The sequence below is a fragment of the Pseudomonas fluorescens group sp. PF-69 genome (assembly GCF_054481235.1).
The window spans coordinates 3,816,752-3,828,971 of the sequence record NZ_JBTMNC010000001.1; the positions used below are offsets into that span (position 1 = coordinate 3,816,752).

The window sequence follows — 12,220 nt, forward strand, 5'->3', positions numbered from 1 at the left end:
GGTTGCGGCAGGCGCACGAATAACCCTGATTTGAATTCCAGTCACTCTGGTTCGGTTTTCCGGTTGGCCGCAAGGCTCCTGCCGCTGTAAGGCAGGCGTTCGTCAGTGAATGGCCTGGATCGGATCTTGTACTGGCTCATCCCAACCCACGTGACCTTTGGTAGGGGTCACCACTAGGAGAGGAGGCGCCATGCCAACTATTACTCTTCCCGACGGCAGTCAACGTTCATTCGATCACCCGGTATCCATCGCCGAGGTCGCAGCATCCATTGGTGCGGGCCTGGCCAAGGCCACAGTGGCCGGTAAGGTCAATGGCAAGCTGGCCGATGCCAGCGACATCATCGACAGCGACGCAACGCTCCAAATCATTACGCCAAAGGATGAAGAGGGGCTGGAGATCATTCGCCACTCTTGCGCCCACTTGGTCGGCCACGCGGTCAAGCAGCTGTATCCAACCGCCAAAATGGTGATTGGCCCGGTCATTGACGAAGGCTTCTATTACGACATCGCCTTCGAGCGTCCTTTCACTCCGGACGACCTGGCCGCCATCGAACAGCGCATGCAGCAGCTGATCGAAAAAGATTACGACGTCATCAAGAAAGTCACTCCGCGCGCCGAAGTGATCGAAGTGTTCAAGGCTCGCGGTGAAGACTACAAGCTGCGTCTGGTCGAGGACATGCCGAATGAACAGGCAATGGGCCTGTACTATCACGAAGAATACGTCGACATGTGCCGCGGTCCGCACGTGCCGAACACCCGTTTCCTGAAATCCTTCAAGCTGACCAAGTTGTCCGGCGCCTACTGGCGTGGCGATGCCAAGAACGAGCAGTTACAGCGCGTTTACGGCACTGCATGGGCTGACAAAAAGCAGCTGGCGGCGTACATCCAGCGTATTGAAGAAGCTGAAAAGCGCGATCACCGCAAGATTGGCAAGCGTCTGGGCCTGTTCCACACCCAGGAAGAAGCGCCAGGCATGGTGTTCTGGCACCCGAACGGCTGGACGCTGTACCAGGTGCTCGAGCAATACATGCGCAAGGTTCAACGCGACAATGGTTACCTGGAGATCAAGACTCCCCAGGTCGTTGACCGCAGCCTGTGGGAAAAGTCCGGGCACTGGGCCAACTACGCCGACAACATGTTCACCACGCAGTCGGAAAACCGCGACTACGCCATCAAGCCAATGAACTGCCCTTGCCACGTGCAGGTGTTCAACCAGGGCCTGAAGAGCTATCGCGAGTTGCCAATGCGTCTGGCCGAGTTCGGTGCCTGCCACCGTAACGAGCCATCGGGTGCCCTGCACGGCATCATGCGCGTTCGTGCGTTCACTCAGGACGACGCCCACATCTTCTGCACCGAAGAGCAGATGCAGGCCGAATCCGCTGCGTTCATCAAGCTGACCATGGACGTTTACGCCGACTTCGGCTTTAAAGATGTCGAGATGAAACTGTCCACTCGTCCGGAAAAGCGCGTCGGTTCCGACGAGTTGTGGGATCGCGCCGAAGCTGCATTGGCTGCAGCCCTTGATAGCGCAGGCTTGCCGTACGATCTGCAGCCGGGCGAAGGTGCGTTCTACGGTCCGAAGATCGAATTCTCTCTGAAAGATTGCCTGGGTCGTGTCTGGCAGTGTGGTACCCTGCAGCTCGATTTTAACCTGCCAGTCCGACTGGGTGCCGAATTCGTCTCCGAAGACAACAGCCGCAAGCATCCGGTGATGTTGCATCGGGCGATCCTGGGTTCCTTCGAGCGTTTCGTCGGAATTCTGATCGAGCACTACGAGGGTGCATTCCCTGCGTGGCTGGCGCCGACTCAGGCAGTGATCATGAATATCACTGATAAACAGGCAGATTTTGCCGCCGAGGTCGAAAAAACTCTCAACGAAAGCGGGTTTCGTGCCAAGTCTGACTTGAGAAATGAAAAGATCGGCTTTAAAATCCGCGAGCATACCTTGCTCAAGGTTCCCTATCTCTTGGTTATCGGAGATCGGGAAGTCGAGATGCAGACTGTCGCTGTGCGTACTCGCGAAGGTGCTGACCTGGGCTCGATGCCCGTCGCCCAGTTTGCTGAGTTCCTCGCGCAAGCGGTTTCCCGGCGTGGTCGCCAAGATTCGGAGTAATTATTATTAAGCGTGAAATGAGACAAGATAAACGAGCTGCACCGAAAGCCCCGATCAACGAGAATATCTCGGCACGCGAGGTTCGGTTAATTGGGGCTGAAGGCGAGCAGCTTGGGATTGTGTCAATTGAAGACGCGCTTCTTAAGGCTGAAGAGGCCAAACTGGATCTGGTGGAAATTTCTGCCGATGCAGTACCCCCTGTTTGCAAACTGATGGACTACGGCAAGTCGATCTTCGAAAAGAAGAAGCAGATTGCTGCGGCCAAGAAAAACCAGAAGCAGATTCAGGTTAAAGAAATCAAGTTTCGTCCAGGGACGGAGGAAGGGGATTACCAGGTAAAACTGCGCAACCTGGTACGTTTCCTGAGTGACGGGGACAGGGCCAAGGTATCCTTGCGATTCCGCGGCCGTGAGATGGCCCACCAGGAGCTGGGGATGGAACTCCTCAAGCGAGTTGAAGGTGACTTGCTCGAGTACGGTTCGGTCGAACAGCATCCTAAGATGGAAGGACGCCAGCTGATCATGGTCATCGCCCCGAAAAAGAAGAAGTAATCAACAGGGCACGGCAGGCCTTCTGATTATGTTTATCAACTGAATGCGGAGTATCCGAACATGCCAAAAATGAAGACCAAAAGTGGTGCTGCTAAGCGGTTTCTGAAAACTGCTAACGGTATCAAGCACAAGCACGCTTTCAAGAGCCACATCCTGACCAAAATGTCGACCAAGCGTAAGCGTCAACTGCGCGGTAGCAGCTTGCTGCATCCGTCTGACGTGGCAAAAGTCGAGCGCATGCTGCGCCTTCGTTAATTTTAGTCAAGAATAGAGGAAGTAACTCATGGCTCGTGTAAAGCGTGGCGTCATTGCCCGTAAACGTCACAAAAAAATTCTGAAACTTGCTAAAGGCTACTACGGCGCTCGCTCGCGCGTATTCCGTGTTGCCAAGCAAGCGGTAATCAAGGCAGGCCAATACGCCTACCGTGACCGTCGTCAGAAAAAACGTCAGTTCCGCGCTCTGTGGATCGCTCGTATCAACGCTGGTGCACGTATCAACGGTCTGTCCTACAGCCGTTTCATCGCCGGCCTGAAAAAAGCGTCCATCGAGATCGACCGTAAGGTTCTGGCTGATCTGGCAGTGAACGAAAAAGCGGCGTTTGCTGCGATTGTCGAGAAAGCTAAAGCCACCTTGGCTTAAGTACCCCCGACAGTCACCCGGTCTCACCTCTGTGGGGCCAGGTGTTAAACGTCATAAATAGGGGAAGAGCCTTCAAGCTCTTCCCCTATTTTGTATCTGGAGTCTGTACATGGAAAACCTGGATGCGCTCGTCTCGCAAGCTCTAGAGGCTGTGCAAAGCGCTGAAGATATCAATGCCCTGGAGCAAATCCGGGTTCACTACCTTGGCAAAAAGGGTGAATTGACTCAGGTGATGAAGACCCTGGGGAATTTGCCGGCAGAAGAGCGTCCGCAAGTCGGTGCGCTGATCAACGTTGCCAAGGAGCGTGTCACAGATGTTCTCAATGCGCGCAAGGCATTGTTTGAAGAGGCCGATCTGGCCGCCAAACTCGCTGCCGAGTCCATTGACGTGACCTTGCCTGGCCGTGGTCAGACCTCTGGTGGTCTGCATCCGGTTACTCGCACTCTGGAACGCATCGAGCAGTTCTTTACCCATATTGGCTACGGCATTGCCGAAGGCCCTGAGATCGAAGACGACTACCACAACTTTGAAGCGCTCAACATCCCAGGCCATCACCCGGCCCGGTCGATGCATGACACCTTCTATTTCAATGCCAACATGTTGCTGCGCACCCATACCTCGCCGGTACAGGTCCGCACCATGGAATCCAAGCAGCCGCCGATCCGCATCGTCTGCCCAGGCCGTGTGTATCGTAGCGACTCGGATATCACCCATTCGCCGATGTTCCATCAGGTCGAAGGCCTGCTGGTCGATCGCGACATCAATTTCGCCGACCTCAAAGGCACCATCGAAGAGTTCCTGCGGGTGTTCTTCGAAAAAGAACTGGCCGTGCGTTTCCGCCCTTCGTACTTCCCGTTCACCGAGCCATCCGCCGAAGTCGACATGGAATGCGTGATGTGCAGCGGTAAAGGCTGCCGTGTGTGCAAGCAGACTGGCTGGTTGGAAGTGATGGGCTGCGGCATGGTTCATCCGAACGTGCTGCGCATGTCCGGGATCGACCCGGAAGAGTTCTCGGGCTTTGCCTTCGGCATGGGCGTTGAGCGTCTGGCCATGCTGCGTTACGGCGTGAACGACTTGCGTCTGTTCTTCGACAACGACTTGCGGTTCCTCGCGCAATTTCGCTAGTCGTAACGAATTCTTAGGAGAGCAGGATGAAATTCAGTGAACAATGGCTGCGTGGCTGGGTAAGCCCGCAGGTAAGTCGCGATGAGCTGGTTGCTCGTCTGTCGATGGCCGGTCTTGAGGTCGATAGCGTCACGCCGGCCGCCGGTGTATTCAGCGGCGTCATCGTGGGCGAGGTGCTGAGCACCGAACAGCACCCGGACGCCGACAAACTGCGCGTTTGCCAGGTCAGCAATGGTTCGGAGACGTTCCAGGTCGTTTGTGGCGCGCCAAACGTACGCCCGGGCCTGAAGATTCCGTTCGCCACCATCGGTGCCGAGCTGCCGGGCGATTTCAAAATCAAGAAAGCCAAGCTGCGTGGCGTTGAATCCAACGGCATGTTGTGCTCCCAGGCCGAACTGCAAGTCGGTGAAGGCAACGACGGCTTGATGGAATTGCCTGTCGATGCGCCTGTAGGCCAGGACATTCGTGAGTACCTGAACCTGGACGACGCCAGCATCGAGGTCGACCTGACCCCGAACCGCGGCGACTGCCTGTCCCTGGCGGGCCTTGCTCGTGAAGTCGGCGCGCTGTACGCCGCCCAGGTCACTCGCCCCGTAGTGGCTGCGGTTCCTGCGGTGCACGATGAAGTGCGCTCGGTTGAAGTGCTGGCACCTGCCGCCTGTCCGCGTTACCTGGGGCGTGTCATCCGTAACGTCGACCTGTCCCGGCCTACGCCGCTGTGGATGGTTGAGCGCCTGCGTCGCTCCGAGGTGCGCAGCATCGACGCTGCTGTCGATATCACCAACTACGTCATGTTGGAGCTGGGTCAACCGCTGCACGCCTTCGACCTCGCCGAAATCAACGGCGGCATCCGCGTGCGGATGGCTGAAGAGGGCGAAAAGCTGGTTCTGCTCGATGGTCAGGAAGTCAGCCTGCGTAGCGATACGCTGGTGATTGCCGACCACACCCGCGCGCTGGCAATTGCCGGTGTCATGGGCGGTGAGCACAGCGGCGTCAACACCGAGACCACTCGCGACATATTCCTGGAAAGCGCGTTCTTCGATCAGATCGCTGTCGCTGGCAAGGCTCGTTCCTATGGTCTGCACACCGACGCGTCGCACCGCTACGAGCGTGGTGTGGACTGGCAACTGGCCCGTGAAGCCATGGAGCGCGCCACTGGCCTGCTGCTGGAAATCACCGGTGGCGAAGCGGGTCCGATCATCGAAACCGTCAGCGAGCAGCACCTGCCGTCGATCGCTCCGGTGACCCTGCGTAGCCAACGCATTGCCCAGATGTTGGGTATGGAAATGGATTCGGCCGAAGTCGAGCGTCTGCTCAGTGCTTTAGGCCTGGGAATTACCGCCGACGGAGCAGGGCAGTGGCGCGTAGAAGTGCCAAGCCATCGTTTCGACATCAGCCTGGAAGTCGACCTGATCGAAGAGCTGGCTCGTTTGTACGGCTATAACCGTCTGCCGGTTCGTTACCCGCAGGCGCGTCTGGCGCCGCAAGCCAAGGCCGAAGCCCGTAGTGATCTGCCTGAACTGCGCCGACTGCTGGTAGCCCGTGGTTATCAGGAAGCGATCACCTACAGCTTCATCGATCCGAAACAGTTCGAGTTGTTTAATCCGGGTGTTGAACCGCTTCTGTTGGCCAATCCGATTTCGAACGACATGGCCGCCATGCGTTCGTCCTTGTGGCCTGGTCTGGTCAAGGCGTTGCAGCACAACCTGAACCGTCAGCAAGACCGTGTACGTCTGTTCGAAAGCGGCTTGCGTTTCGTCGGTCAGTTGGAAGGCCTGAAACAAGAGCCGATGCTCGCGGGTGTGGTTTGCGGTAGCCGCCTGCCTGAAGGCTGGGCGCAAGGTCGCGACACCGTGGACTTCTTCGACGTCAAGGCTGACGTGGAAGCGGTGTTGGGCTTTGCCGGTGCGCTGGACGCGTTCACGTTCGTTCCGGGCAAGCACCCAGCATTGCATCCGGGTCAAACTGCGCGTATCGAGCGTGAGGGGCGTCTGGTCGGTTTTGTCGGCGCGATCCACCCTGAATTGTCGAAAACGCTTGGGTTGGACCGTCCCGTGTTCGTTTTCGAACTGGTTCTGGCAGAAGTCGCGTCGGGCAAAATGCCTAAATTCCAGGAGTTATCGCGCTTTCCTGAAGTGCGTCGTGACCTGGCATTGATCGCGGACAAGGCCGTCGCCGCCACGGCTGTATTGGACGTAATCCGTGAAAATGCAGGCGAATGGCTGACAGACCTCAGGCTATTTGACGTGTATCAGGGTAAAGGCATTGATCCTGATAGAAAAAGCCTCGCAGTTGGCTTGACCTGGCAGCATCCATCGCGCACTCTTAATGACGATGAGGTGAATTCTGCGACGCAAAACATCCTCACCTCGCTCGAACAAAGGTTGAACGCCACGTTAAGGAAGTGACGTATGGGGGCTTTGACGAAAGCTGAGATGGCGGAACGTCTGTATGAAGAGCTGGGCCTGAACAAGCGGGAAGCCAAGGAATTGGTCGAACTGTTTTTCGAGGAAATCAGGCACGCTCTTGAAGACAACGAACAAGTGAAATTGTCCGGTTTCGGCAATTTCGACCTTCGGGACAAACGCCAGCGGCCTGGCCGCAATCCGAAAACGGGAGAAGAAATCCCGATCACGGCTCGCCGTGTGGTCACCTTTCGTCCAGGGCAGAAGTTGAAGGCCCGAGTTGAGGCTTATGCTGGAACCAAGTCATAACGACGAGCTACCCGTCATCCCAGGCAAACGCTACTTCACCATCGGTGAAGTCAGCGAGCTATGTGCGGTAAAACCGCACGTGCTGCGCTATTGGGAGCAGGAGTTTCCTCAACTCAACCCCGTCAAACGCCGCGGAAACCGCCGGTATTATCAGCGCCAGGACGTGCTGATGATCCGGCAGATCCGAGCGCTTCTTTACGATCAAGGATTCACCATCGGCGGCGCGCGTCTGCGTTTGTCCGGTGATGAGGCCAAAGATGACACAACCCAATACAAACAAATGATTCGCCAGATGATCGCTGAGCTGGAAGATGTTCTGGTGGTCCTCAAGAAATAAATTCCTGCGTTTAAATACTTCCAGTTTTCAAACGCTTGCGATATATTCTTGAGCGTTCCTCGAGATGAGGAACAGGTTTCACGCCTAGTCGGGGCGTAGCGCAGTCCGGTAGCGCACTAGCATGGGGTGCTAGGGGTCGAGTGTTCGAATCACTCCGTCCCGACCATATTTTTCAATGACTTAGGCCAGTGTTCGCAGCATTGGCCTTTTTCATGTGCGTGACATTTGCGTGACTCCTCGATTTTTCACGCCTGCTTCCTCTTCAAGATCGTCAGCACCGGTCCTCGCGAATCGGTTGCTGATACCATGTTCGCAGCTTCAATCAGATGCCCGAGCTCAGCGCCCGAGTAGTGACTGGTGATGCTGCCGTTCTTGTGGCCCAGAAGTGCCTTTCGGTCTTCCTCGGTTACGCCTGCTGCGCGCAACCGACGGCCAAACGTGTGCTTGAGGTCATGGATCCTTATGGATGCATAACCTGGGTGAGCGGGGCGAAGGTTTTCCTCCTGCCAGAGTTTCGCCGCTCTCACCCGCGCCTTCTTCCAGGCCGAGTCGTTCATCCGGTGTATCGCGTTGCCGTTGTAAGGGAAAACCCAATCCTTGCTCAGGCCGCGCTGCTGCTCGATGATCGATTTGGCCACGTTGTTGAGTATGACAAGTCGCTCATCTCCGTTTTTCACCCCGGACCGTTCGTGCCTGCCGCCGAAATCAGCCGGGATCAGAAACACGCTGGTCCCGAGTTCCGGCACCGAAATCTCCCAATCCCATCTCAGCTTGCAGACTTCCTGCTCTCGCGTGCCGGTGTTCACCTTGAACAGCGCCATGGTTTGCAGGTGGGCGGGCAACTCTCCGAAAAGAATCGACTGCTCCCGCCATGACATCGGGTACGGCTTGCGGCTCGACTTCTTCTCTTCCAACTTCGAGAGCATTGGCACGCTGTCCAGCCATGGCCTTCGCTCATCATCTCGCCATTTCCTGGCACACAACGACAAAACCCGAACCACACGCTCGATCGAGATATTTACCGTCCTGTTGCTGACTCCCTTCTTTATTGTCCCGTCCTCCAGCTTCTTGGTAGCCAGCCTATCCTTGATGAACGGCGCCAAGGCCTGGTCATCAATATGGTTGAGCGGTACGTCGCCAATGAACGGGTCCAACTGCGCGATATGGTGCGCGGAAAGCTTGAACGATGGCTGGTCCTTGATTTCGACGAGGAACTTCATCGCCGCATCGCGCCATGTTTTCACCTCCCTCACGCCATATACCTTCTGCTGTCGGATCTGCTCCATCCGAAAAATCAGGTAGCGCTCGGCTTCTTGCCTGTCAGCTGTTCCAGTAGATTCGTAAAGTCTTTCGCCGTTGATCTTCTTGTCGATATGCCAGAGACCTTTCCTTTGGGAGAGGCCTGTGATCGATTTTCGCGCCATGATTTATCTCCTTTCTGGCGCTCGCTGCGGGGCAATTGTTGCTCCGGGGCGCGTTTTTTATCAATGGACTTGGCTTCGACGTATGCCGAGGCCCAGTCGTCCAGCTCCTGCCGGTCAAATCCGACGCCGCGCTCTCCGATGGGAAATTCGTGAACGTGCGGGCGAACCTCGGCGTCGAACACCGCGCGGCACATGCCCAGATACGCCGGCGCCTGCTTGGCCCGAATGAAGCGGGGGAGGAGTGCGAGTTCTGCGCTCATGGGGCTTCCTTGCTCATGACGGCATCGATGGTCGAATCAATGGATGACTTGCCATCGGCTATGTACAGTTCACCGGCGAGGATTCGCTCAAGGGCGCACGGAAGCTTTGTCTCGCCGAATTTGTCGCAGAGGAACCGATACCGCTCGGCGTCCTTGCGAAGCTCTGCAATCTCAGTCCGCAACGCATGCTCACGCTCACCGGTTGCGGCGTATGCGTTAGCCAGCGCCTCGTTCTCGGCTGTTAGCCGATTGAACTGCTCGACGATCTCCGTGCGGAGGCGAAGATCTTCAATGGCGCCATTTTTGAGTCTTTCGTTCTCCTTGCGCAGAGCCTCTATCTCAGCCAGCTGGTGGATCTCGCGCTCGGTTGAGCGGTCGTTCTCGGCCTTGAGTCGGTCGCGCTCGGTCTTCAACGCCCATACCCAGTCAATGAAAGCTCCGAGGTCAATATGTCTGAGTTCGCTGTAGTCGGTCATGCCTCACCTGCCAGGCGAACGGCTGTCGCGATTTCGGTGTAGGCCGCGTAGGCGTCATCCGCATTCTGAAACGCCAGAGTGATGCTGTATTTGCCGCCAACTTGGTTCAGGGTGTTGAAGCCTTTACCCAGCAAAAGACCCACCGACTTCCGCCCATTCTTGAAGCCGTCGGCATCAGCATTGGCGATATCGCTGGTGGTGTAGCAGGGGATAGTTGCCCCGCGCAGGTGCTCGATCATCTGTGCCTGCTGGGCGATTGTGGTTTGAGCTGCGATCAGGTCGCCGTTGTCGCGCAGGGTTTGCTGGAGTGGATGGATGGCTGGCGTTTCGCGGGACGCTTGCCACGCCAAGCAGGCCAGTCTGAGCATCGGGTCTGCAAAGCTGCCATCCTGACGCACCCAAGCCAGATTCTTCCCTGCCTGAGTCCTGACGCTCTCGCCGTACGATTGAGTTACCTCCGCCAGATACCAGGCGGAAAACTCTTCGCGCATTTGCTCGCTCATATTTTCCTCCACGCTGCAGCCGACACCCGAGCCCAGCGCTCTTGGGTGACGATGATGAAATTGCGGATACCGGTCAGGACTTTGTGCATCTCGCCGTCGAACTCGACGAATGAGTCCTTCTTGCGGATGTCCGGTACGCGGTCGATGGTGTCGAGCAGCTTGCCCGGGCCGCCGTCGGTGTTCTGTTCGTGCACGTCAAATGCTGCCATGGCGTTCCGCCTCGATGCGTTTCTGAATACCGGCCCGATAGCCTTCAGGCCTCATCGCGGCAGTGCGTTCAATGTTGGCGATGACCCGCTCAATACCGCCGAATCGTTCGTCCAGCTTTCGCCCGGCCTCGATCAACTGATCAGCCAGGTTCCAGCCTTCTCTTTCTTAAATGCGAGACATGGGGATGCTCCGGCCGCGCGGGGCGGCAAGCAGGGGAGTTAGGATTTGGCGGGAAACCATTCGTTGTCGTATTCGAACTGGGTTACGCGCTCGATTTCGATGCTTGGGAGCGTTCGCCGGAAGATTTCGGTGCCGTATGGCTTCTTCACGTAGTCGGCGGCTTCTTCCATGAACGATTCCTTGAAAATGCGCAGCAGATGATCAGCGGCTTTCTCGTATTGATCCTCCTGGTAATTAGCAAGGCACGACCCGCCGCAGCACACTCGCCAGATGATTCTCTTCGGCTGAGCCTCGGCTGACTTGATCTTCTCGCTCATCAGCTCAACGGCCCGGCGTATCTGGTCGAGACTGAGCTGAGCTATCCACTCTGGCGTGCTTACATTCGTCACGTGGCCGTGATCGCACTTAATTTCAGGCATGCAGAATTCCTCGCCCGCCGTTCACCGGCAGGCTGTGAGTGGGGTTGGGGTTAGGCTGTGCCGAAGAGATCGAGCTGATCTGATTCGACTGCCAGCTCTTGTAGGCGGGTGATTTCGTATTCGATTCGAGACCTCGCGATCGCGGCGTACTGCTCGTCAATTTCGCAGCCGATGAATCGGAAGCCTTCCCGCATCGCCGCCTTGCCGGTGCTGCCGGACCCCATAAAAGGATCCAGTGCCAGGCCGCCGGCAGGGGTAACCAGGCGCAGCAGATAGGCCATCAGGTCGGTGGGCTTGACCGTGGGATGGTTGTTGCCCGTCGTTTCTGTGGTTTGCACCTTGCGGAGGGTGTTGTTCTGCTTGAACTGTGGCCCGGGGTTGGTCAGACCCTCATGCCTATCCGTCCGGCTGGTTTTCGCGCAGTAGAAGAAGCGGGCGGCGCTCCCGCTATCCAGGCGACGAGCCCCGGGCTTCATCTGAAAGCCGACGATTCCAGAATTCGCGCTGTCTGCGCTCGCTTCAGCACCTCGCCCGCGCTTCATGTTTCCGTAGCAGTTCTGCCCGGCGCGCTGCGTATCGCTGGTGCTGGCTGCGGCGAGTTGCCCTGGCGCATCCGGAAATGCGGCGATGACCTCTGCGCTTCCGTCGTGAATCAGGTTTGCCGGCCACCGCCCGAGATCCGAAGCCTCGGCCGTCCGGGGTATTGTTCCCGACTTGCCCCCGACGTAGTTCCCGCCGCGCATGTCAACGGTGGTCAGCCTGGTCCAGTTCTTTGCCAGGGCCTCTGCGTCGATTGCGCGCACGCGGCACCCGTCAATGTTCAAAGCGCCCGTGCCGTGGGCCTGGACGTTTGCAGCAACCGTCCCGGCGAAGGGCTTTCGCGCCACGGTGATTGGCTCCAGCGCTGGCTTCAGCGCCGTGCCCCAGCCTTCTTGCTCCCCGTCGAGGTTGTGCGACTTCGGGAAGCCGGAACCGTACACCCAGGCAATCATGTCGCGGATCTCGAATCCGGCGTCCTCGATGCGCGCAGCCATCCGGTGCTGAGTGCGGGTGCCGGCGAACGCCAGAAGATGGCCGCCCGGCTTGAGTACTCGCAGGCATTCCGCCCAAACCTCAACCGCCGGCACGTCGTAATCCCACTTCTTTCCCATGAAAGACAGGCCATAGGGCGGGTCTGTCACGACACTGTCGACGCTGTTGTCGGCAATTTGCCTGAGCAGCTCGAGGCAATCGCCAATCATGATTTGGTAGCTGCTCATCACCGCGG

16 protein-coding genes and 1 tRNA gene are annotated in these 12,220 nt (G+C 57.4%); 9 read left to right on the forward strand and 8 right to left on the reverse strand.

Annotation, left to right across the window (positions count from 1 at the left end):
- Positions 1 to 190 precede the first annotated feature (190 nt).
- From thrS to ACX3YF_RS17800, 9 genes are all read left to right on the forward strand, one after another.
- Positions 191 to 2,113, forward strand: a complete 1,923-nt coding sequence (thrS, locus tag ACX3YF_RS17760; protein ID WP_047531159.1) for a threonine--tRNA ligase — start codon at positions 191 to 193, stop codon at positions 2,111 to 2,113.
- Positions 2,113 to 2,664 carry a translation initiation factor IF-3 gene (gene infC, locus ACX3YF_RS17765; RefSeq protein ID WP_172435341.1) on the forward strand — a complete coding sequence of 184 codons (552 nt, stop codon included), beginning with the start codon at positions 2,113 to 2,115 and terminating at the stop codon, positions 2,662 to 2,664. The genes thrS and infC overlap by 1 nt, the downstream gene beginning before the upstream one ends.
- 60 nt (positions 2,665 to 2,724) lie before the next feature.
- Positions 2,725 to 2,919 carry a 50S ribosomal protein L35 gene (gene rpmI / locus ACX3YF_RS17770; protein WP_002553160.1) on the forward strand — a complete coding sequence of 65 codons (195 nt, stop codon included), beginning with the start codon at positions 2,725 to 2,727 and terminating at the stop codon, positions 2,917 to 2,919.
- Positions 2,920 to 2,947: 28 nt separating this feature from the next.
- Complete coding sequence (gene rplT, locus ACX3YF_RS17775; protein ID WP_007905879.1) at positions 2,948 to 3,304, forward strand: 50S ribosomal protein L20; 357 nt, start codon at positions 2,948 to 2,950, stop codon at positions 3,302 to 3,304.
- Between the two features lie 109 nt (positions 3,305 to 3,413).
- On the forward strand, positions 3,414 to 4,430 hold the full coding sequence (gene pheS, locus ACX3YF_RS17780; protein WP_130206937.1) for a phenylalanine--tRNA ligase subunit alpha: 1,017 nt from the start codon (positions 3,414 to 3,416) through the stop codon (positions 4,428 to 4,430).
- A 26-nt stretch (positions 4,431 to 4,456) separates the two neighbouring features.
- A complete protein-coding gene (pheT, locus tag ACX3YF_RS17785) occupies positions 4,457 to 6,838 on the forward strand; it encodes a phenylalanine--tRNA ligase subunit beta (protein ID WP_458944659.1) in 2,382 nt (793 codons plus the stop codon).
- Positions 6,839 to 6,841: 3 nt separating this feature from the next.
- On the forward strand, positions 6,842 to 7,144 hold the full coding sequence (gene ihfA, locus ACX3YF_RS17790) for an integration host factor subunit alpha (protein ID WP_002553164.1): 303 nt from the start codon (positions 6,842 to 6,844) through the stop codon (positions 7,142 to 7,144).
- Positions 7,125 to 7,481, forward strand: a complete 357-nt coding sequence (locus ACX3YF_RS17795) for a MerR family transcriptional regulator (protein ID WP_003179985.1) — start codon at positions 7,125 to 7,127, stop codon at positions 7,479 to 7,481. Before ihfA ends, ACX3YF_RS17795 begins: the two co-directional genes overlap by 20 nt.
- An 89-nt stretch (positions 7,482 to 7,570) precedes the next feature.
- Positions 7,571 to 7,647, forward strand: a tRNA-Pro gene (locus tag ACX3YF_RS17800).
- 79 nt (positions 7,648 to 7,726) lie between these two features.
- Here the strand turns inward: ACX3YF_RS17800 and ACX3YF_RS17805 are convergent.
- The 8 genes from ACX3YF_RS17805 to ACX3YF_RS17840 all read right to left on the reverse strand — a co-directional run bounded on the left by ACX3YF_RS17805 (position 7,727) and on the right by ACX3YF_RS17840 (position 12,212).
- Positions 7,727 to 8,890 (reverse strand): tyrosine-type recombinase/integrase, encoded by a 1,164-nt coding sequence (locus tag ACX3YF_RS17805; RefSeq protein ID WP_458974847.1) that lies wholly within the window; start codon positions 8,888 to 8,890, stop codon positions 7,727 to 7,729.
- Positions 8,776 to 9,165 (reverse strand): hypothetical protein, encoded by a 390-nt coding sequence (locus ACX3YF_RS17810; RefSeq protein ID WP_458973995.1) that lies wholly within the window; start codon positions 9,163 to 9,165, stop codon positions 8,776 to 8,778. The genes ACX3YF_RS17805 and ACX3YF_RS17810 overlap by 115 nt, the downstream gene beginning before the upstream one ends.
- The gene (locus ACX3YF_RS17815; RefSeq protein WP_458973996.1) at positions 9,162 to 9,641 is read right to left on the reverse strand and encodes a hypothetical protein; all 480 of its coding nucleotides are present in this window, start codon (positions 9,639 to 9,641) and stop codon (positions 9,162 to 9,164) included. The genes ACX3YF_RS17810 and ACX3YF_RS17815 overlap by 4 nt, the downstream gene beginning before the upstream one ends.
- A complete protein-coding gene (locus tag ACX3YF_RS17820) occupies positions 9,638 to 10,144 on the reverse strand; it encodes a hypothetical protein (RefSeq protein WP_458973997.1) in 507 nt (168 codons plus the stop codon). The genes ACX3YF_RS17815 and ACX3YF_RS17820 overlap by 4 nt, the downstream gene beginning before the upstream one ends.
- Positions 10,141 to 10,353, reverse strand: a complete 213-nt coding sequence (locus tag ACX3YF_RS17825) for a hypothetical protein (protein ID WP_458973998.1) — start codon at positions 10,351 to 10,353, stop codon at positions 10,141 to 10,143. Before ACX3YF_RS17825 ends, ACX3YF_RS17820 begins: the two co-directional genes overlap by 4 nt.
- Positions 10,340 to 10,489 (reverse strand): hypothetical protein, encoded by a 150-nt coding sequence (locus ACX3YF_RS17830; protein ID WP_458973999.1) that lies wholly within the window; start codon positions 10,487 to 10,489, stop codon positions 10,340 to 10,342. Before ACX3YF_RS17830 ends, ACX3YF_RS17825 begins: the two co-directional genes overlap by 14 nt.
- An 83-nt stretch (positions 10,490 to 10,572) precedes the next feature.
- On the reverse strand, positions 10,573 to 10,953 hold the full coding sequence (locus ACX3YF_RS17835) for a hypothetical protein (RefSeq protein ID WP_458974000.1): 381 nt from the start codon (positions 10,951 to 10,953) through the stop codon (positions 10,573 to 10,575).
- Between the two features lie 50 nt (positions 10,954 to 11,003).
- The gene (locus tag ACX3YF_RS17840) at positions 11,004 to 12,212 is read right to left on the reverse strand and encodes a DNA-methyltransferase (RefSeq protein ID WP_458974001.1); all 1,209 of its coding nucleotides are present in this window, start codon (positions 12,210 to 12,212) and stop codon (positions 11,004 to 11,006) included.
- Between the last annotated feature and the right edge of the window lie 8 nt (positions 12,213 to 12,220).